Raw genomic sequence first — 20,357 nt, 5'->3', positions numbered from 1 at the left:
CTTGCGTACCAGCAGGGTTCCCCGCGCGGGGTCAGGCGACGGTGACGCCGCCGTCGACGGAGTCGGTGGACAGCGTCAGGTCCTGCCAGGCGTCGAAGTCGTCCTGGACGCGCTGGCGTCCGGCGGCGACCAGGCGCAGCGCGTCCGAGCCGAGCAGCAGGTGCACCGGCGGGTTTTCCTCGTCCAGCAGGGAGAGGATCGCGTCGCCCGCCCGGTCGGGGTCGCCGATGCCCTGACCGGCCAGTGCCTGGCGGCGGGTCCGGATCGGGTCGAACAGGGCGTCGTAGTCGGCGATGCGGCGCGGCGCGCGGACGAGCGACCGGCCCGCCCAGTCGGTTTTGAACGCGCCCGGAGCCACCGCGGTGACCCGCACGCCGAACTGCTTGACCTCCTGGGCGAGGGTGTCGGTGATGCCCTCCAGCGCGTGTTTGCTGCCCTCGTAGAACGCCAGCCCGGGGAACGTGGTGTGCCCGCCCATCGAGGTGATGACGAAGATCTGGCCGTCGCGCCGTTCGCGCAGGGCGGGCAGCACCGCCTTGATCGTGGCGACCGTGCCGAAGACGTTGACCTCGAACTGGCGGCGCAGGTCTTCCATCGACGACTCTTCGAAGGTGCCTTCGAGCCCGTAGCCGGCGTTGGCCACGAGCACGTCGATCTGGCCGAGTTCCTCCTCGACGGCCCGCACCGCGGGCTCGATCCGGTCGGCGTCGGTCAGGTCGAGAACGAAGGCGCGGGCGCGTTCGGGATCCAGCGCCACGAAATCGGCCGCGTGTGCTTCGGTGCGCACGGTGCCCGCGACGTGGTGCCCGGCGGCGAGGGCGCGGCGGGCGATGGCGCGGCCGAGGCCCGTGCTGACGCCGGTGATCAGGAATTTCTTGCTCACTGCGGAAGGTCCTTTCGGGGAAATCGGGCAGGACGGCATGGACCCCGCGGGTACGGCGGGGCCCGAGGCACAAGGGAAGATCAGGACTCGGCGAGAGGTGCGGGCTCACGGCCCCAGCTGGCCAGCAGCCGCAACCGTTCCTGCGAAGGCGAACCGGCCGGTGCGCTGTAGACGACCATCGACTGGCCCGGATCGGCGACCGCGGAGAAGATCTCGTACTGCAGTTCCAGATCGCCGACGACCGGATGGCGCAGGCGTTTCAGGCCGGTGCTGCGTTCCTGGACGCGGTGTTCCGACCACCACGCCGGGAACTCGGGCGAACGCATCATCAGCTCGCCGATCAGGTTGGCGATGTGCTGATTCCGCGGCTGCGCGGCGGCGGCCATCCGCAGCCCGTGCACGTAGTCGCGGGCGACGCGTTCCCAATCCCGCCACACGAGGCGGGCTCCCGGGTCCAGCAGCGTCCAGCGCGCCATGCTGCGTTCCCGCCGCGGCAGCCGCGCCACGTCGGGAAACAGCAAGGCCCACAACGCGTTCCCGCCGACGACCGTGAGGTTCCGGTCGCTGACGAACGCCGACGCCAGCTCCATCGAGTCCAGCACCTGCCGAAGCGCCGGGCGCAGCCGGGACGCGTGCTCGGCCCGGTCCAGGCGTTCAGCGGTGGCACCCGCGAGAGCGAACAGATGCCGCCGCTCGATGTCGTCGAAGCGCAGCGCGTCGGACAGGGCGGCCAGCACCTGCTCGGACGGCTGCCGGGCCCGGCCTTGTTCCAGCCGGGTGTAGTACTCGGTGCTCACCCCGGCCAGCTGCGCGACCTCGCCGCGCCGCAGGCCGGAAACCCGCCGTCCGCCGCCGGATCCGGCCGGAAGACCGAGGTCCTCCGGCATCAGCCCGGCGCGGCGGGCCCGCAGGAAATCGCCGAGGTCGTTCTTGCCCATGCCTCGAGTCTGCCTTCCGCGCAGTCGATCACCAAGGCGGTAGCTGGCCCTGTCAGTACTACCCGCCGGGCCGGGCGAGGATCACCGCGCGGGCGGCGAGATGCAGGGCCAGCCGTTCGTCCGGGCGCGACAGGTCGACGTGCAGCAACTGCTCGATCCGGCCGATCCGGGCGGCGACGGTGTTCCGGTGGATCCCCAGCACAGTCGCGGTTTCGGCGAGGGAGGACTCGGCGTCGAGGTACGCCGCGAGCGTGCGGATCAGGTCTCCGGGCGCCGGGGCCAGCGGGGCGAGCAACGCGCGCGCGGCCGGTTCGAAGGTGTCGGTGCGGGTCCATTCCAGGAGCAGCTGGGCCATGCCGAGTTGGTCCACGTGCAGGAAATGCCCGGTCTCCGGGCGGGTCGCGGCGAGGCGGGCGGCATCGGTGGCTTCGGCGACTGTCGCGGTGAGACCGTCGGCGTGCGGGCGGCCGACGCCGAGGTGGGCGTCGAGCGTGCGGCGCAGGTTGCGGTGCACGGCGCGCAGCCGCGCGGACAGCGCCCGCACCCGTTCCGCGGTCGGTTCCTGTTCGAAGGTGACCCAGCCGGTCCAGCCCTCGCCGTGTTCGACGGTGACCGCGTCGATCGACTCCGCCCGCAGCGCGCGCACTACTTCCTGCGTGCGGGAAACGGTGTCGACGTCGGCGGGGACGCCGATGCGCAGGCCGACGTGCCAGCCGCCGAGCCGCCAGCCCGCGTCGGCGGCGCGGCGGCGCAGGTCGGCGCCGGGTTCGGTGTCTTGGCGCAGCAGGTCGCCCAGCAGGGCGGACCGGGAACGGGCGTCGCGCTCCAGTTCGAGGCGGTGGGCCAGCAGCCAGCGCTGCACGGCGCCGGCGGCGACGGCCAGCGTCGCGGCGACGACGTCCGCGCGCGCGGCTTTCGCGCCGGTCAGCTCGGCGGCCAGCCAGACCGACGGCTGCGGCAGCACCGCGGGATGCGCGAGCAGGACACCGTCCGGGAGGGCGACGCGTTGCGGGACCGGCTCGTGCACCCGCACGCGGGCGGCCTCGGCGAGTTCTCCGGCGAGCACCTCGCCGCGGTCGTCGAGGACGGCGACGGGAGCGTCCAGCAGCCGCCGCAGCACGGTCACGATTTCCTCCGGCGGCCGCAGCCGCTCCCCCAGCGCCCGGTGCGCGGCGAGCACCGCGTCGGCGCGGTCGAGGTCCGGGGCGGCCAGCGCGAGGCGGGCGTCCACGAGCAGGTCGAGCGGATCGGCGGACGTGACGAGCAGCGGCACCGACAGCCGTTCGGCCAGAAGCCGGGACGCGGCGAGCGGTTCGGCTCCGGGAAGCAGGACCCCGGCGGCTCGGGCGTCCGCGCACCGGCGCAGGAGTGCGTCGATCTGCCAGTCGGAGCCGAGCGGACGGACGACCGCCACGAGTTCGCCGGCGGCGGGCGTGCCGGAGGCGTCCAGCGCGGCGGTGACTGTCCGGAGTGGACGGTCCAAACCGGACTCGCCGGAGCACACGCGGACCGGGCCGGCCCACGAGGGCAACGCGAGCAGCTGGCGGAGAATCACTGGGCGGCCACCGGATCGCAGTCGATTCCGTACGCGCGCGGTTCCAGCAGCGGACGGCGGCGCGGGTCGGTCCAGAACGGGGACGCGGCGAGGCAGACGACGTCCACCTCCACTCCGGCGCGGATCGCGTCGCACTGCAGCGGGACGCCGGTGCGGCGGTCGAGCACCGACAGCACGTCCGGAGTGGAGGCCACCGGCAAGCCGTCCCGCAGCGCCAGCAGGTACTCGTTCTCCATTTCCAGCCGCAGCAACGCGCCGTCGCGGTGGTCGGCCAGGGTCGCCGAACCGCGGCCGAACCCGGGATGGCCGTGCTGTCCGGGGCCGACGTGCCGCGACACCTCCAGCACCCGGCCGCGGGCGAGGACCCGGCCGTCGAGGGCGGTTTCCAGCGCGGCGAGGTCCGGGCCCTCCCCCGCGGCGAGCACCCGGGCGCCGAGGGCGAGCGCCTCGCCGGTCGTGCCGAGGACCGCGTGCCCGGCCAGTTCGCCGGCCGGGATCGGGGCCAGCGCGATCGCCGCCCAGCCGCCGGAGCTGGCCAGGAACGCGCGGATCCCGCTCTCGACCACCGGGGCGGCCGCGGCGGCGAGCACCACCACCCGGCCGCCGGGTTCGGCCATCGCCGCCGGGGCGACCCCGCGGCCGGTCGCGGCGACCGAGAGCTGGTCGAGCCGCGGCAGCCCGCGCCCGGACAGGTCGGCGTCCACGCAGGGCAGCCCCAGTTCCTGGGCGACGACCAGCGGAAGCAGGCCGTTGAGACCGCCGATCTCGATGGTCATCAGCGCCTGCGCGCGCTGCCCGGTCCAGCGTTCGATCGCCGCGATCGCCGAGGCGAATTCGTCGCCGCTCGGCAGCTTCTCGGCGAACGCGGCGGTCGCGCCGACGATGCCGACCGGAACGACCAGCGTGTCCGGCGGCAGCTCGGCGGCCGGGTGCACGACGGGTTCGCCGCCGGCTTCGGTCAGCCGCCGCAGCAGCACCGCCGCGGTGACGGTGTCCCCGCCCCCGCCGGACCCGAGCAGCGCGACGCCGCGTTCGAGAGCCGGCACGTCCGCGGCGGTGATGCGCATGGCTGGTCAGCGTATCAGCGGAAGCTGTAGCCGCCGTCCGGATACAGCGTCGAGCCGGTGGTGTAAGTGCTGGTGAACAGGTACAGCACGGCATCGGCCACTTCGGACTCCCGGCCGACGCGGTGCAGCAGCGTGTCCGCGCGGTACTGCGCGAAACTCGCCTCCCGCGCGGCGGCCGGGCGCCCGGCCCACAGGTTCCCGTCGATCGTGCCCGGCGACACGACGTTCACCCGGACCGGGGCGAGTTCCACCGCGAGCCCGCGGCCGAGCCCCTCGATCGCCGCGTTGCACGCGATGTACGCCGGGGCCGCGGCGGGCGGGCGCACGCTCGCCACGCCGGACATCAGCACCACCGACGCGTCGTCCGACAGCTTCGGCGCGGCGTGCTTCACCGCGTGGTACTGGCCCCAGAACTTCGTGACGAACGGGCTTTCCGCCTCCGCGTCGCTCAGGTCCCGCATCGGGCCGACGGTGTAGGACGCGGCGGGCGTGAACAGGTGGTCGACCCGCTCCAGCGCGCCGAAGAACTCGGCCAGCGACGCCTGGTCGGTGGTGTCGACCGCCTGCCAGGTCGCGGTCGGGCCCAGTTCCGCCGCGGCGGCCCGGAGCCTGTCGCCGGTCCGTCCGCCGAGGTGGACGAGCGCGCCCGCCGCGGTCGCGCGCCGGGCCACCTCCAGCCCGATCCCGGAACCGCCGCCGAGGATCACGACCACCCGGCCGTCGAGCGAATTCACGAAGCCACCTCCACGGGAACGAACTCGTGCGCCAGCCCGAAGGCCGCCGGGCCGAACGTGGCCAGCGCTTCCGGCGTGCGCATCAGCGGCGGCGTCGAAATCCCCACCACAGTGACGCGCTGGCCGTAGCGCAGCGTCTCCGTGGTGATCGGTTCGGCGGATTCCGCTTCCAGCACGCAGATCAGGTCGGGCACGAGGCAACGGACCTCGTCGTCGACGAGCGCCACCAGGTTTTCGTTCTGGAAAAGGATTTCCAGCTTGTGCTCGCCGTCGAACGACACCACCGCGGCACGGCCCCGGGCGAACCCTTCTTCGGTCCGTCGTTCCACATCGGACACTTTGCCGCGGAACAACACCCGCAAATGCGAGTACAACGTGTCGCTGAGCGCAGTCGCCAACGCATCGACGGGGTCGGCATTCTCTTCGCGGGCAAGGCGAATCGCCCGGCCGACCCGCAACGCCAGCGAGAGCGTCCGCGGCACCGCCGTGCGTTTCACGTCCGCGCCGCTCATCGAATACTCGGCGATGTGCGCGACCCCGCCGAGCCGGATGGTGATCCCGCGCGCGAGCCATTCCATCCGGCGGTTGTCGGCCCCGGTGTCGATCAGCGTCGTCTCGCCGCGCTCTCCGGCGATGCCCATCGGCGAACCCGGGACGCCGTACACGCCGAACGTTTCCATCTGCAGTTCCGGGAACGCCCGGCCCATGCCGTCGGCGTCGACCACCGGCAGCCCGAGCCGCGCGCCGACGACCAGCGGGATCATCGAGTTGATCCCGCCGCATTCGATCGGCATCGTCGCATCGGCCTTCGCGCCGAGGTGTTTTTCCAGCGCCCGCAAGGCAAGTTCCGGTTCGGCGCCGTTGGGGAGCTTCTCGTGCACGACGGTCGGCGCGCCCATTTACGCGGTCGGGATGACGAGGGCGTCGTCGTCCAGCTCGTCCGGGTCGAGCACGGTGACGGGTCCGTGCTCGCGGATCGCCTCGCGCACCAGCAGCCGCCCGACGTACGGGTCGCCGCCGCCCCCGGTGCCGAGGACGGCCGCGCCGCGGGCGAGGTCTTCGAGGTGGTCTTCGGTCAGGGTCCAGCTCATCCGGCGACCCCGATCGGATCGAGGTCGTAGCCGAAGTACCGCGGCCCGGCCAGCGCGATGCCTTCCGGAGTGTGCCAGCGCGGGTCCGCCGGGGCCGCGAGCACCGTGACCCGCTGGCCGTAGCGCAGGCCCTCGGTGGTGACGGCTTCGCCGGACTCGCGGTCGAGCGTGCAGATGAGGTCCGGCACCGAAGCGCACACCTCGCCGTCCACCTCGGCCACCAGGTGCTCGTTCTGGAACCGCAGCAGCATCTCCTTCCCCGCGTCACCGTCCATTCCGGACAGTCGCGCCTCGCCGCGGGCGAACCCGGTGACGGTGCGGCGGGCGACGTCCACGACCTTGCCGCTGAACAGCGTCCGGCCGCGCAGCCGCGCCACCACGCGATCCACCGGGTTCTCGTGCTCGTCGCGGGCTTGGCGCACCAGTGCGCCGAGTTCCGCGCACAGGGTCAGCGTGCCGGGCACCATCGACTCGCGGGCCTGCGCGCCGGACATCGCGTAGTTGCTGATCATCGCCGAGCAGCCCATGTCGATGGTCGCCGACCGGGCCAGCCGCTCGGCCCAGTGATTGTCCACAGTGTCCAGTACGCCGCGGTTGCCCTTCTCGTCCGCGATGGACATCGGGGTCGCGCGGATTCCGTACAGGGTCGGCAAAACCATCTGCAGTTCCGGGAACGCGCGGCCCATGCCGTCCGCGTCCACCAGCGGCAGCCCGAGCTGCGCCGCCGCGACGACCGGGATCAGCGAGTTCACGCCGCCCGCCTCGGCGCAGGCGATGTGCGTGAGTTCCTTGCCCAGGTAGGTGGCCAGCGTCCGGGCGGCGAGCCCGACCTGTTCGGCGGACGGCAGTTTCTCCACCATCACCGTCGGCGCGCCCATCATCGCGACCGGCAGCACCACGGCGTCGTCGTCCAAATCGGACAGCGACACCAGCGGGACGGAACCGTGCTCGCGGACCGCGGCATGCGCCAGCAGCCGGCCGATGTACGGGTCTCCCCCGCCGCCGGTGCCGAGGATGGCCGCGCCGCGCGCGATGTCGTCCAGGTCGTTCGCAGTGATCTCAGCCATCGTTTTCACGCCCCCAGCTGCAGGTCGCCGACCGCCTTGACCCGGATCCGGGTGGCGTTGCCGGGCAGGTACGGGATCGGCACCTCGTCGAAGTCGACGATGCCGACGGACGCCGGGCTCGCCCCGGCCGCGACCGCGCGGTCGACGGCCTCCTGCTTCGCCTCGTCCACCACGGCCTCGCGGCGGCCCGGCTCGATCACGTACACCCGGTCGACCTCGCCGCCGATCTGCGCGATCGCCGCGCCGATCGCGTTGGCCACCGCGTAGTGGTCCGGGCGGCGGACCTCGCCGGACCCGGCCAGCTCGTCCGGCAGCAGCACCGAACCGCCGCCGACGGCGACCACCGGAAGCGGCTCGGACGACGTGCGCATCCGGTCCACGACGTCGGAAACGTCCGCCGCGATCCGGTCCAGCGCGGCCTTCACGAAGTCCCGGCCGAGGTGCGCGACCAGCGCCGGGTCGCCGATCTCGGCGCGGCCGGCGGCGACCGCGATGTCCGTGGCGGTCAAGGTGTCTCCGCCGAACACGAGCGCCTTCGAGGTCAGCTCGTAGCCGACGGAATCCGGTCCGACGGTCACGCCGGCCGCGTCGCCGCGGACCCGGCTGCCGCCGCCGATGCCGATCGAAAGGACGTCCGGCATCCGGAAGTTCGTGCGGATCCCGGCCACGCTCACGTCCGTGGTCGCCTCGCGCGGGAAACCCTGCCGCAGCACGCCGACGTCGCTCGTGGTGCCGCCGACGTCGACCACCGCGCACGTGTCCAACCCGGACAGCACCGCCGCGCCGCGCATCGAGTTGGTCGGACCGGACGCGAAGGTCGCCACCGGGTAGCGACGGGCGAAGTCGACGTCCATCAGCGTGCCGTCGTTCTGGCTCAGGTACAGCGGCGCGGTGATGCCCGCGCCGGTGACCGACGCGGCCAGCCCGTCCACGATGTGCGCCGCCAGCTCGCGCAGCGCGGCGTTGACGACGGTCGCGTTTTCCCGCTCCAGCAAGCCGATCCGGCCGATTTCGTGGGACAGCGAGATCGCGACGTCCGGCAGCTGCGCGGAGAGGATCTCCGCCGCCCGCGCCTCGAACTCCGCGTTCACCGGCGAGAACACCGACGTGATCGCGACGCTGCGCACCCCGGCCGCGCCCATGTCGTCGGCGGCCTTGCGCAGTTCGCTCTCGTCCAGTTCGGCGATGTGCCGTCCGTCGAACTCGTGGCCGCCGTGCACCAGGTAGCTGCGCCCGGACACCGCGTCGACCAGCCGCTGCGGCCAGTCGACCATCGGCGGCAGCGACGCGCCCGCGGGCAGGCTGAGCCGCACCGCGGCGGTCGGGGCCAGCCGGTGCGCCTCGACGAGCGCGTTGATGAAGTGCGTGGTGCCGATCATCACCGCCCGCACCGCGGCCGGGTCGAACGCGCGCTGCCGCTGCAGCCCGTCGATCGCGGCGACGATGCCCGAGGTGACGTCCTCGGTGGTGCTGGTCTTGACCGAGGCGAGCACCTCGCGGCCGTCCAGCAGGACCGCGTCGGTGTTGGTGCCGCCGACGTCGATGCCGATGCGCACGGGATTTTCCTTTCGGTTCGGGGAATCAGGCGGCCGGGGCCGGTTCGGCGTCCGCGGTGGCGCTCTTGCCGACCCCGCGGACCAGGCCGAGCTTCCCGGCGGCCACGTACAGAACGAAAGCGACGACGAGCGAGTTGATGCTGGGCAGGCCCCAGTCGACGAACTCGCCGAACAGCGCGGCGGCGATCCAGACGACGATCGTCGCGGGCACCCACACCGGGGCGGCGGTGGGCACCGCGCCCCGCGCCCGGGCCTCCTCCAGCTCGCCGCGCCACTGCTTCACCACGAAGTACTCGGCGACCATGATCCCGGCGACGGGCGGGAAGGCGACCCCGAGCACGGTCAGGAAATCGGTGAACTTCGAGAGGATCCCGGCCGCGGCGAGCACGCTGCCCACCACGCCGAGCACGGCGGTGACCAGGCCGCGGTGCGCCCGTTTCCCGGAGACGGTGCCGATGAAGTTCACGACGCCGAGCCCGGACGAGTACAGGTTCCAGTCGTTGATCTTCATCGTGCCCGCGATGACGATCAGCAGCCCGACCCAGCCGACCGACGACGTGACGATCGCGGTGATCTGCGCCGTGCCGACCGCGTGCGCGAGCAGCACGCCGGCCAGGCCGATCACGTACTCGCCGAGGGTGACGCCGACGAGCGTCTGCTTGACGACGTCGCCGGTGGTGCGGTTGAACCGGGTCATGTCCGGCGTGATCACCGCGCCGACGATGAACCCGCCCGCGACCAGCGTGGTGCCCTGCAGCAGGGACAGCGGCGGGCCCGGCGGCGCGGACGCCACGAGCGCTCCGAGGTCGTGCCGGGTCAGCTCGGACACCACCGACCAGCCGACCAGGATCAGGAACGCGGGCACCATCAGGTAGGCCGTCCACGCCATCGAGTGGAAGCCGCGCACCACGATCGCGGTCACCACCAGTCCGAACACGAGCGCCCATCCCCATTCCGGCAGTCCGCCGACCAGCGCGGCGAGCCCTTGCGCGGACACCGCGGACTGGATGCCGAACCAGCCGATCAGGCTGATCCCGATGGCCAGCCCGATGAGCGCGGAGCCGCCGCGGCCGAAGCCGGTCCAGCGCGCGATCATCGAGGTGGTCAGGCCCTCGCGGACGCCGATGACGCCGACGAGAATGGTGATCAGTTCGAGGATGACCGAGCCGAGCGTGAACGCCAGCACGGCGTTGCCGAAGCTCATCCCGAAGCCGATCGTCGCGCCGAGGAGGAACTGCGACAGCGCGGAAACCTGGCCGAACCGCTGCACGGCGACCGACCACCACGAGTAACGGGCGGAATCGGGCACCCTGGTCAGCGCGTAATCGTCGACACCGACAGCCGAGGCCATGGCGACTCCTCATCCAGGAGGGGAACGGGTTCCCAGCACCGTAAGCAGCGGCTTCGGCGAGGTCACCGTGCGATCTGCACAACCGGACAGGCCCGGCTGTGCGAGTCGCACCTTCAGCCGACCAAGGCGTGGACAGCCTCGTACGCGAAAGCCGCCGCGCCGACGCCCGCCGCGACGCTGACCACCACGTTCGCCGCCGCGGCGAAGTAAGCCCGGCGCTCGGCCAGCCGGACGGTTTCGTAGCTGAAGGTGCTGTACGTCGTCAACGCACCGCAGAAGCCGGTGCCGAGCAGTGTGTAGACCGCCGAGGGCAGCGCGGTCCCGGCGCCGGCGAGCCCGCCGAGCAGGACACAGCCGAGCAGGTTGACGGTGAAGGTGCCCCACGGGAACAGGCTCTGGTGCCGGGATTGGACGGCCCGGTCGGTCAGGTACCGCATCGGCGCTCCGACCGCGGCGCCGAGGAAAACGAGGAGCACGGTCATCAGACAGCCGCCTTCGCTGGGACCAGCTTGCGGGTGAGCGCGTGTCCCAGCAGGACGGCGAGCAGCGCGGCGGCGAGCGTTCCGCCGAGGTAGGCGAAGGCGAGCGGCACGGTGTCCGGCTGGAGCAGGTTGCGCGCTTCGACCGCGTACGTGGAGAAAGTGGTGAAGCCGCCGAGGATGCCGACGCCGAGGAACGGCCGCACCAGGCGGTGCGCCGACCATGCCTCGGTGACCAGCACCATCAGCACGCCGATGAGGAAGCAGCCTCCGACGTTCGTCCAGAAGGTCGCCCACGGGAAGCCGCCGCTTTCGGTGGGCAGGGCCTGCGCGAGGCCGTAGCGGGCGAGCGCGCCGAGCCCGCCGCCGAGCGCGATCACGCCGAGCACCGGCCCGCGGTGCCGGACGAGTTCGCGTTGCTGCGCGGGATCCCGGAGGTCGACGTCCGGGTCGAGAGGTTCTTCGGGCACAGTCTTCTCCTACTCCACGGGCTGGGTCGCCGTTCGAGCAGGGACTGTCGGCGGCCAAGACCGCGGTTGTCCGGGCGATGCCCGGAGCGGCGAGCCCCACCGCCGCGCGCATGCGAGCCTACTCGATCAGTTTCCCGCCTCCCGCAACGCGGTCAGCGCCGGACCGAACATAGTGGACTTGATCGCGCCGAGCGTGCCGCGGTCCTTGCCCGCCAGCGGAGCGACTCGTTCCGCGGCCTCCGTCCGCAGGTCTTCCAGCGCGGCGGTCGCGTCGACCAGGCCGAGCGCTTTCGCTTGCGGACCGCCGAACCTGCTCCCCGTGGTCATCGACGCGACCGCGGCGGCCGGGGTGAGCTTCGCCTGGACGAGCGCGGCCATGCCCGGGGTGAACGGGAGGTTGAGGTCGGCCTCGGGGAAGCAGAAGTAGCCCCGGTCCTCGCGCATGACGCGGAAATCGTGGGCCATCGCGAGCATCGCGCCGCCGCCGAAAGCGTGCCCGTTGACCGCGGCGATGGTCGGGACCGGCAGTGCGAGCACGCGAGCGAAGAGTTCGTGGATGCTCGTGACGTACTTGCCCGCTTCGTCGGGATGGCTGGTGAGCCAGTCGAGGTCGAGGCCGTTGGAGTAGTACTTGCCGCTGCCGATCGTGACGAGCGCGGCGGGTTCCTTGCCCGCGGTGACCGTGTCGAGGTGCGTGTGGACTTCTTCCAGCCATGGTGGCGCGAAACGGTTTTCGTCCGCGCCGAAGTCGAGCACGTGGACCGGGCCGGTGGCGGAGAGGGTGGGCATGTCAGTCCTTTCTGGACTTTTTCGGCGGTTCGAGGGCGAGGATCGCGCGGACGGCCGCGGCCAGCCGTTCCCGGCTCGCCGCGGTGGCGGGCCCGGTGGCGAGTTCGCGGCGGAGCAGGGCGGTCGGAAGGTCCACGACGCAGGCGGTGATCACCTCGACGGCCGCTCCGTCGCCGCGGTTCCAGAGCTGCCGGGCGAGCCGGACGAGGAGGCGGACCAGGCGTTTGTCCAAGGCGTGCAAGGCTTCCGCGAGTTCTTCGGGCAGTTGAGGGCCCAGCACGCGTTTGGCCGGAACGGCGATCATCATCCGCGCGGCGTCCGGACGGGCGTCGGCGACCACCGCCGGGGTGTCGGCCGCCGCGACCACCGCTTCGACCGGGTTCGGCGCTTCGTCGACGAGCCGCTCTTGTTCGTCGAGGAAGAAAGTGGCGGCACGGAGCCAGGTCTGGCCGATCAGCGCGGGAAGGTTGGCGAAGGCGTGGTAGATCGTGCTGTTCGGGACGCCCGCTTCCTGGGCGAGCTTCCGGACGGTGAGCGCCTCGGGGCCGGTGTCGGCGATCAGGCGCTCGGCGACGTCGAGGATCAGCTCGGGGTCGTGGATCCGGGGGCGGGGCATGGCCCGGATAGTAATGGAGCGGATGCTCCAAAACTAGGGCGGAGTGATGCGCGGCTCAGGGGTCGCGAGCGCGACCCCCGCGCTGGACAGCTCTCCGCCGACGAGACGGGGGCGCGTCAGTCCGCGACGTACAGACAATCCCGCCCGTCGCGAGCGGTCGCGTCCGGGTCGTCCAGCCAGCGGCCGCCGTCGGCCAGGTAGCGGAAGCGCAGCCGCGCGCCGGGCGGGACCTCCACCGCGGCCGAGCGCGTGCCGTTCGAGCGTTTGCGGAGTTCGTGGCGGCCCGGCTGCCAGTCGTTGAAGTCGCCGACCACGCTCACCGGGCCGGGCGGGGTGTCGAGCGGCAGGACGAACGTCACCCGGCGGGCCCCGGAGCCGGAGGCCCGGCTGGTCTTGATCACGGCGGTTTCCCTTTCCCGTTCCGGCGGATCGGACGTGCTGGATCGTTTCACGACCGGCGCCGGAAACCCGGACGCGGCCGGTGCCGCGTCCGGGTGAAAACCGGGGTCAGGTGGTGGAAACGTCGTCCAGCTGCTCGGCCGCCGGGCGCACCGGGAACAGGTCGCCGCCGGGCGGGACGGGGACGCGGCCGACCGCGGCGCGGGCCTTCCAGTCGCCCGCGTCCGCCGCGGCGTGCACGCTGTCGAGGGCGGCGTACTGGATGAAATGGATGTCCGGCAACGGCCAGGGCGCGGCGCCGGTGGCCGCCGGGAGCAGGTGGTCGACGGCGGCGAAAATGCTGCCGCCCCGCGGATTCCGGTACGACCACAGGTCGACGCCCAGGTGCTTGCCCAGCTGCGCGAGGCGAGTCAGCGCGACCAGGTTGAACGTGTGGTAGTGGTACGTCCGCGTGCGGGTGGACTCCTCGGGCTGGCCGCCGTCCGCGGCGATCTGGTGGTCGATCCGGGCCTTGCCGGAGTCGCGGACGATCTGGCGGGCGAGGTCGCGCTGCCCGACGTAGCTGGCGGTCGCGGCGGTGAGCAGGTCGTAGAAGGTGCCGTGGTTGTTGGCCGCCTTGGCCTCGTCGGTGCCGTTCTTGCTGGTGCGCAGCCAGGTCAGGAAGTCGGCCGACCAGCCGCGGAACGCCTTGCCGTCGGCCTTCGTCCAGCCGGGCGCGCCCGCGTCGAGGATCCGGGCGGCGTCGAGGACCTGGGTGAAGGTGTAGGAGAACTCGATGATGCCGATCCCGCGCCCGTCGGTTTTGCACGGGATGCCCTGCGCGAAGTTCAGGTTCGGGTTCATTTTCGTTGCCGCGTCGAGGAACCAGGTGCGCAGGTCGAGCGCGGCGCGCTGGGCGTACTCGGCCTTGCCGGTGTAGAACCAGGCGAGCGAAAGCTGGTAGATCGAGTTGAACGCGACGAGCCGTTCGGCCTTGTCCGGCACGTTCTTCATCTCGGGGTTGACCTGGCCGTCGCGGTCGACGTACGGGCAGCCCTGCGGGTTCTCCGGCGTTTTCGGCTGGCTGGGCCAGTAGTACGGGGCGAGGCTCAGGTAGTCGTGCTTGTCGCCGCTCGGCGGGACGCGCTCCTTGTCGACGACCGTCCACGGGCCCTTGGTCAGCGCGTCGTCGGCCTGCTTCAGCAGATTCGACAGCGACGCGCGCAGGGTCGGGTTCCCGGCCATCAGGCCGATCTTGTTGCCTGCCAGGCGAACGCCGTCGAGCACCACGGTGTCCGGCACGCAGACGAACGAGCACGAAGAAGGCGCGGGCGCGGCGGTCGCCGCTCCGGCAGTGGTCGCGAGCAGGCCCGCGACCGTCGTGAGAACCGCCGCGAGACGACGCGGACGGGAAGACCGGGAAGGAGGCAGCACCGCAACTCCGTTCAAGAATATGAATACTCCACAGATATGTGAACTGAGATTGAATAACCGAACGCGGGCGGTCGCGTCAAGAGGACGTCACGCGCGGCGGCCGCGCCGGACCGGGTTCCGGAGGGTGCCGATCCCCTCGATCATGATGGTGACCTCGTCGTCTGCTTCGAGCGTGACGTCCGGGCCGGGAACGGCGGATGTACCGGTGGCCAGGACGGCGCCGCGCGGGAAAACGTCGCCGCGGTAGAGCCAGCCGACCAGCTCCGCGAGCCGCCGACGCAGCCGCGAGGTGGACGTCTCCCCCGCCCAGAGCAGTTCTCCGGCGCGGTGGATCGTCACGGTGATGCCGAGCGCGTACGGGTCCGGGATCTCGTGCGCGGGCACGATCCACGGCCCGGCCGCGCAAGAACCGCGGTACGTCTTGGCCTGCGGCAGGTACAGCGGGTTCTCGCCTTCGATGCTGCGCGAACTCACGTCGTTGACGATCGTGTACCCGACGATCTCGCCGTTCGCGTTGCACACCAGCGCCAATTCGGGTTCCGGAACGTCCCAGGAGGAATCCTCGCGCACGCCGATCGGCTCGCCCGGCCCGCGCACGCGGTGCCCGATGCTCTTGAAGAACAGCTCCGGCCGCTCCGCCTCGTACACCCGCGCGTAGACGTCGGCGTCGCCGCTCTCCTCCATCCGGGCCTCGCGCGACACCGCGTAGGTGACTCCGGCGGCCCACACCTCGGTGTCGTCGTCGACCGGCGCCCGTGGCTCGACCGGTTCGCCCGGGGTCAGCTCGATCGCCAGCGCCTCGGCGAAGTCGTCGGCGGGCAGGGACAGCAGGGAGCCGAGCGTGATGCCGGTCGGGAGCGCGCCGGCGGATTCGCCGTCGGTGACCTGCCAGCCGGCGGCGGTCTTCACGAGGCGGCGCATCAGTGCGAATCCCTCGGCACTGCGGAACCGCGGGCGCCGTGCAGGAAATCGAAGTCCGCGCCGAGGTGCGCCTGGGTGACGTGCTCGCGGTAGAGCCAGGCGTATCCGCTGCGGTACGGGCTTTCCGGCGGGGTCCACGCCGCGCGGCGGGCGGCGAGTTCGTCGTCGGGAACGTGCAGGGTCAGCCGGCGCGAGGGGGTGTCGAGCGTGATCCGGTCGCCGGTGCGGACGAGCGCGAGCGGGCCGCCGACCGCCGATTCCGGGCTCACGTGCAGCACGACCGTGCCGTAGCCGGTGCCGGACATCCGGCCGTCGCAGATCCGCACCACGTCGGCGATCCCCTGCTCGAGCAGCTTCTTCGGCACCGGGACGTTCGCCACCTCCGGCATGCCCGGGTAGCCCTTCGGGCCCGCGCCGCGGATGACGAGGACCGTGTCAGGGGTGACCGGCAGGTCCGGGTCGTCGGCCACGCGGTGGTAGTCCTCCGCGGTGTCGAACACGAGCGCCGGACCGGTGTGCGCGAGCAGCTCCGGCGACGCGGCCGACTGCTTCAGCACCGCGCCGTCCGGGGCGAGATTCCCGGTGAGCACAGCGGTTCCGGTGCCGGGCGGCTGGAACGGCGCCTCGACCGTGGTGATCACGTCGTCGTTCCAGCACTTCGCGGGTTCTCTCGGCTTGCCGGCGACCGTACGGACGTCGGTGCGCAGAAGCCCGGCTTCGGCGAGCCTGGTCAGCACGACGGGAATGCCTCCCGCGTAGCAGAAGTCCTCCATCAGGAACCGGCCCGAGGGCATCAGGTTCACCAACGTGGGGACAGCTCGGCCCAGCTCGTCGAAGTCGTTCATCGCGAGCGGGACGCCGACGCGCCCGGCCAGCGCGAGAAGGTGCACGATCGCGTTGGTGGACCCGCCGATCGCGGCGTTGACGCGGATCGCGTTCTCGAACGCCGCGCGGGTGAGGATCGCCGACGGCTTCAGGTCTTCCTTCACCAGCGCGACAATCCGCTGACCGGCGGCCTGCGCGGTCTCGAAGCGCCGTGCGTCGACCGCGGGCCAGGTCGCCGAACCGGGCAGCTGCATGCCGAGCGCTTCGGCGAGACAGGCCATCGTCGAGGCGGTGCCCATCGTCATGCAGTGGCCGTTCGAGCGGGCCATGCAGCCTTCGGCGAAGAAGCACTCCTCCTCGGTCATCCGGCCGGCTTTGACTTCTTCCTCGAACTTCCAGACGTGCGTGCCCGAGCCGACGTCGCCGCCGCGGAACTTGCCGTTGAGCATCGGGCCGCCGGTGACCATCACCGCGGGCAGGTCGGCGCTCGCCGCGCCCATCAGCATCGCCGGGGTCGTCTTGTCGCAGCCGGAGAGGAGGACGACGCCGTCGAGCGGGTTGGCGCGGATCAGCTCCTCGACCTCCATCGCCATCAGGTTGCGGTAGAGCATCGCGGTGGGGCGCATGAGGGTCTCGCCGGTCGCCATCGTGGGAAACGCGAGCGGGAAGCCGCCCGCCTGCCAGACGCCGCGTTTGACCGCCTCGGCGACGCGGTCGAGGTGGACGTTGCACGGGGCCAGCTCGGACGCGCTCACCGCGATCCCGATCACCGGACGGCCGTCGAGCACCTCCGGGCCGAAGCCCTGGGACCGCATCCACGACCGGTGGATCGTCCCCGCCCGGCCGGACGCCCCGAACCACGCCGCGCTGCGCACCCGCCGACTCCCTTCTCCGGATCCTCCTCGATACCCGATCGGGCGGATCCTGGCAATCGGCTGAGAAATCCGGTGAACCGGACACTTCGCGCGGGCGCGGGACGTTGGGAGGGGTGAGAACGCTGCCGGAGACGCGAGGTGTGCGATGAGCCTGATCGGGACCCTGGTCGGGTACGTCCTGACCGTGTTCGTCGTGGTGCTGGTGGTGCGGATGGTCCTGGACTGGACCCGCCTCGCGGCGACCGGGCCCGCGTGGCTGGGGCAGGTGCGCCGGATCAGCCACCGCGCGACCGAGCCGGTGCTCGCCCCGGTGCGCCGGGTGCTGCCGCCGATCCGGGCCGGCGGGGTGGGATTCGACGTGGCGTTCACGGTGGTGTTCGTCGCGGCGCTGGTGGTGCGGTCGCTCGCGTTCGCGTTGTGAGGACGGCCGGGTGCCGGTGAGACGTTGTGAGGACGGCGGAGTGCCGGTGAGACGGCGTCGTGAGCGGGCGGTTTGCTGCCGTCTCGCCGCTGCTGGGCGTGGTCGTGCCGCTGACGGTGCCGGGGCGGGCGTGAGCGGGTGGTTTGTCGTGACAGCCGTGGTCCGGGTTTAGCTGTGGGACCGGGCGCCGCGTCGCTGCCAGCGGTCGGAGACGTTGTCGTCGGCGTAGTGATCGGTCAGGCCAGCCACAACCACCAGGTCAGGTTCCGGCCGCGGTTGAGCAGGTTCTTCCCGCGTCCGCGAGCCGGTGAGGTGTGCTGGCGGGGCCGCTGGGCCCGGCGCTGAGCGTCAGCCGGGTTTGCCGCTGGCGACCGGGGCGGGTTCGTCGTCGCGGCGGCGGCGGGCGGTCCAGGAGTCGTAGCCGCGCATGAGGAAACGGTGCGCGGGGCGTTCGACCAGCCGGGTGAGGGCCCAGCCCAGGAGGACGCCGGCGGCGATCATCCCGGCGGTCTGCAGGAGCGGGTCGGCGCCGAGGCCGGACAGCCAGTGCAGCACGAGGTAGCCGATCGCCTGGTGGATCAGGAAAACGCCGTAGGAGACGCCGGCGAACCAGGTGATCGCGCGCTGGGCGAACGCCGGGAGGAACCGGTTCCAGTCCGGGCCGGCCGCGGCGAGCGAGATCACCGCGATCCCGGCCGCGATGCCGAGCGTCGAACCCCATTCGACCTTGATGCCGCCCGGCGTGACGGCCGCGCCGTGCAGGGCGTGCGCGGCGACGCAGAGGACCTCCAGCAGGACGAATTCCGCCGTGGAAACGCGTTTTGTCGTCCAGAGCCGGACCGCGATGCCCGCGACGAACAGGTGCCAGCGATGGAACCCGAACCCGTCCACGACGACGCGGTACCACTCGGGCGGCCCGGCGATGCGCAGCGGCCACTGCGCGAGCGGAACGAGCAGGGCAGTCCACATCACGACGCGGAACTTGCGGCCGTGGCCCCAGCTGCCGCGGTAGAGCAGCGCGGCGACGGTGAACGCCATGAGCTGGAGGGGAATCGTCCAGTGGGAGCCGTCGAGGAAGGGGAAGTCGGCGGGTTTCCAGTTCCAGAGCATCAGGAGGTTGCCGGCGAGGTCGCCGAAGCGCGGGCTGAACCAGCCGGGCGGCGACAGGTACCGCAGCGCGAAGTAGATCGCCACGACCGCGGCGAGAAACGGCGGCAGCAGCCGCGCGATCCGCCCCCACCAGTACCGGCCGAGCGGCCCCCGCCCGATCGTGACGGCGGCGAAGTACGCGGAAATCACCAGCAGCAGGCTCGCCCCGATCTGATGCGAGAACACGAACCGCCGCGGCCCCAGCTCGGGATGCACGACGACGCTCATGAAGGTCGCGTGGTACAGCAGCACCAGCACGACGCACCCACCGCGCACGAGGTCCCAGCTGATCCGCCGGTTCCCCGAAGACACGCTCACCGGACGGAACGAGGACACGCGCGCCACCGTAACTGGTGCCGTCCGCGCGACGGGGAGGGACCCTCGGGCGTGTCGGCAGGGGCATTTCCGGTACAGGGCGCGGGTTCGCGGCCTCGGGATGGAGAAAACCCGTGGTGGCAGAGGGGTTTCCGCCGGACCGGTTGGTCGACGGTCGCCGGGCAGGTGTTGCCGCGCGGTGCTGTCGGGTTCCGGTGAGCGAGAGGTTTTAGGTTGGGGCCAGCGGGATTCACCCGTTGGATGTGACGGACGAATGCTTGCTTGGTGCCGCTGCGCGGACGAGAGGTAGCGATTCGCGGCGTGGCTGAATCGGTCTTGCAGGCACGTTTGCCGCCGACGCGGGGGCGCTCGGCCGGGTTGCGCGCTGGCTCGGGATTCCGCGGGAACCGTTCGCGGGCGGTCTACGGGGTCGGCTGCGCGCCTCGCAGTGACCGGTCGACGCGCGACGGCGAGCCAAGCGCTCCAACCGGTCCGGCTGCGCGCCGTGCTGCGCAGTGACTGGGCGACGCGCTGCAGCGAGCCCAGCCTCCAACTGGACCGGGCCTGCCGCGCTCCGCAATGACCGGCCAACACGCGACGGCGAGCCAAGCGCTCCACCTGCGTCCGGCTGCGCGCTGCGCTTCGCAGTAACCGGCCGATGCGCTGCGGCGAGCTGAGCGCTCAAGCTGGTCCGGCAGCTGCGTCCGGGTATTCGAGGAGCGCGCGCTGGCCTCGTGGGGTGCTAGAGTGAATGAATGGTTCATTCATCGAACTCGCGTCGGGCGGACCGGACCGAGCAGCAGCGGGAGAACATCCTGCGTGCGGGCCGGGCGGTTTTCGCCGAACGGGGCCCGCGGGCGACGATGGCGGACATCGCCGCGGCGGCGGGTGTGAGCCAGGGGCTGGCGTACCGCTATTTCGCCTCCAAGGAAGAGATCTACCGCTACCTCGCGGACCAGGCCGTGCAGGCAGGGGCGGCGGAACTCGCGGGGGTCCAGGACGTTCCGGCCACGGCGGGCGAGCGGCTGTTCCTGCTGGTGACGAAGATGGTCGAGATGCGCGCGGCGGATCCCGAGACCTTCCGGCTGCTGGACCATGTGCTGCACGGAGCCGCCGACGACCTCCGGGCCTCAGCCCAGGCGCGCCGGGCGGACTTCACCGGCCTGCTGCGAACGCTGATCGTCGAAGGCCAGCGGGACGGGGAGGTCGCCGCCGGGGACCCGGACCAGCTGGCCGCCGCGATCGCCGCGATGCTCGAAGGGCTGGCCAGGCTGGCGGCGGACAGCGAGCGGACGGCGTTCCCGGACGCCGAGATCGTTCTGCGGATGCTCCGGCCGCCCGCAACCGCCGACGGGGCGGCGTGATGACCGGCCGCGGCCTCCGGAGAGGCAGCGTGACGGCCGCCCGCAACCTCCAGCGGGGCAGCCTGACGGCCCCCGCGAC

The 20,357-nt window shown here is 72.0% G+C and carries 19 protein-coding genes and 1 pseudogene; 2 read left to right on the top strand and 18 right to left on the bottom strand.

The genetic code is table 11. The features are described 5' to 3' along the window. Nucleotides 1–31: 31 nt before the first annotated feature. The 17 genes and pseudogenes from F9C12_RS41895 to F9C12_RS41815 form a co-directional block, all read right to left on the bottom strand. Nucleotides 32–883, bottom strand: coding sequence for an oxidoreductase (locus tag F9C12_RS41895; protein ID WP_409464163.1), 852 nt, complete (start codon nt 881–883; stop codon nt 32–34). A gap of 80 nt (nt 884–963) precedes the next feature. Continuing rightward, on the bottom strand, nt 964–1,821 hold the full coding sequence (locus F9C12_RS41890; RefSeq protein ID WP_409464162.1) for a helix-turn-helix transcriptional regulator: 858 nt from the start codon (nt 1,819–1,821) through the stop codon (nt 964–966). Nucleotides 1,822–1,879: 58 nt separating this feature from the next. Continuing rightward, nucleotides 1,880–3,376 carry a PucR family transcriptional regulator gene (locus tag F9C12_RS41885; RefSeq protein ID WP_409464161.1) on the bottom strand — a complete coding sequence of 499 codons (1,497 nt, stop codon included), beginning with the start codon at nt 3,374–3,376 and terminating at the stop codon, nt 1,880–1,882. Further along, complete coding sequence (locus F9C12_RS41880) at nt 3,373–4,443, bottom strand: DUF917 domain-containing protein (protein ID WP_409464160.1); 1,071 nt, start codon at nt 4,441–4,443, stop codon at nt 3,373–3,375. The genes F9C12_RS41885 and F9C12_RS41880 overlap by 4 nt, the downstream gene beginning before the upstream one ends. A gap of 14 nt (nt 4,444–4,457) precedes the next feature. After that, on the bottom strand, nt 4,458–5,177 hold the full coding sequence (locus tag F9C12_RS41875) for an SDR family oxidoreductase (protein WP_409464159.1): 720 nt from the start codon (nt 5,175–5,177) through the stop codon (nt 4,458–4,460). Further along, nucleotides 5,174–6,268: pseudogene (locus tag F9C12_RS41870) on the bottom strand (DUF917 domain-containing protein). The gene F9C12_RS41875 and the pseudogene F9C12_RS41870 overlap by 4 nt, the downstream one beginning before the upstream one ends. Next, complete coding sequence (locus F9C12_RS41865; RefSeq protein WP_409464158.1) at nt 6,265–7,335, bottom strand: DUF917 domain-containing protein; 1,071 nt, start codon at nt 7,333–7,335, stop codon at nt 6,265–6,267. Before F9C12_RS41865 ends, F9C12_RS41870 begins: the two are co-directional and overlap by 4 nt. Nucleotides 7,336–7,340: 5 nt before the next feature. Further along, nucleotides 7,341–8,891: a hydantoinase/oxoprolinase N-terminal domain-containing protein gene (locus F9C12_RS41860; protein WP_409464157.1), complete on the bottom strand. Its 1,551-nt coding sequence runs from the start codon at nt 8,889–8,891 to the stop codon at nt 7,341–7,343. 25 nt (nt 8,892–8,916) lie between these two features. Then, a complete protein-coding gene (locus tag F9C12_RS41855; RefSeq protein ID WP_409179839.1) occupies nt 8,917–10,242 on the bottom strand; it encodes a purine-cytosine permease family protein in 1,326 nt (441 codons plus the stop codon). Nucleotides 10,243–10,355: 113 nt separating this feature from the next. Further along, nucleotides 10,356–10,724: a fluoride efflux transporter CrcB gene (crcB, locus tag F9C12_RS41850; RefSeq protein WP_409464156.1), complete on the bottom strand. Its 369-nt coding sequence runs from the start codon at nt 10,722–10,724 to the stop codon at nt 10,356–10,358. Beyond that, nucleotides 10,724–11,191, bottom strand: a complete 468-nt coding sequence (locus F9C12_RS41845; protein ID WP_409464155.1) for a fluoride efflux transporter FluC — start codon at nt 11,189–11,191, stop codon at nt 10,724–10,726. Before F9C12_RS41845 ends, crcB begins: the two co-directional genes overlap by 1 nt. Nucleotides 11,192–11,317: 126 nt before the next feature. Beyond that, a complete protein-coding gene (locus F9C12_RS41840) occupies nt 11,318–11,980 on the bottom strand; it encodes an enoyl-CoA hydratase/isomerase family protein (protein WP_409464154.1) in 663 nt (220 codons plus the stop codon). 1 nt (nt 11,981) lies between these two features. Beyond that, a complete protein-coding gene (locus tag F9C12_RS41835; RefSeq protein WP_409464153.1) occupies nt 11,982–12,596 on the bottom strand; it encodes a TetR/AcrR family transcriptional regulator in 615 nt (204 codons plus the stop codon). Between the two features lie 116 nt (nt 12,597–12,712). Then, nucleotides 12,713–12,997 carry an isoamylase early set domain-containing protein gene (locus tag F9C12_RS41830; RefSeq protein ID WP_409179834.1) on the bottom strand — a complete coding sequence of 95 codons (285 nt, stop codon included), beginning with the start codon at nt 12,995–12,997 and terminating at the stop codon, nt 12,713–12,715. A gap of 106 nt (nt 12,998–13,103) precedes the next feature. Beyond that, complete coding sequence (locus F9C12_RS41825) at nt 13,104–14,408, bottom strand: alginate lyase family protein (RefSeq protein WP_409464152.1); 1,305 nt, start codon at nt 14,406–14,408, stop codon at nt 13,104–13,106. 87 nt (nt 14,409–14,495) lie between these two features. Continuing rightward, nucleotides 14,496–15,329, bottom strand: coding sequence for a fumarylacetoacetate hydrolase family protein (locus tag F9C12_RS41820; RefSeq protein WP_409179832.1), 834 nt, complete (start codon nt 15,327–15,329; stop codon nt 14,496–14,498). Then, the gene (locus F9C12_RS41815) at nt 15,329–17,029 is read right to left on the bottom strand and encodes an IlvD/Edd family dehydratase (RefSeq protein ID WP_409464151.1); all 1,701 of its coding nucleotides are present in this window, start codon (nt 17,027–17,029) and stop codon (nt 15,329–15,331) included. Before F9C12_RS41815 ends, F9C12_RS41820 begins: the two co-directional genes overlap by 1 nt. A 145-nt stretch (nt 17,030–17,174) precedes the next feature. Here F9C12_RS41815 and F9C12_RS41810 point away from each other — a divergent pair, with 145 nt between their 5' ends. Continuing rightward, the gene (locus tag F9C12_RS41810) at nt 17,175–17,450 is read left to right on the top strand and encodes a YggT family protein (protein ID WP_409464150.1); all 276 of its coding nucleotides are present in this window, start codon (nt 17,175–17,177) and stop codon (nt 17,448–17,450) included. A gap of 348 nt (nt 17,451–17,798) precedes the next feature. Here F9C12_RS41810 and F9C12_RS41805 read toward each other — a convergent pair whose 3' ends face one another. Continuing rightward, nucleotides 17,799–18,935, bottom strand: a complete 1,137-nt coding sequence (locus F9C12_RS41805; protein WP_409464149.1) for an acyltransferase family protein — start codon at nt 18,933–18,935, stop codon at nt 17,799–17,801. A gap of 734 nt (nt 18,936–19,669) precedes the next feature. Between F9C12_RS41805 and F9C12_RS41800 the strand changes: the two genes are divergently transcribed. Beyond that, entirely contained in the window at nt 19,670–20,278 is a 609-nt protein-coding gene (locus tag F9C12_RS41800; protein ID WP_409464148.1) for a TetR/AcrR family transcriptional regulator, read from the top strand. Nucleotides 20,279–20,357 lie beyond the last annotated feature (79 nt).

This window comes from Amycolatopsis sp. GA6-003, from assembly GCF_046267895.1.
Lineage (GTDB): Bacteria > Actinomycetota > Actinomycetes > Mycobacteriales > Pseudonocardiaceae > Amycolatopsis.
This window is presented reverse-complemented; position numbering and strand designations above follow the sequence as displayed.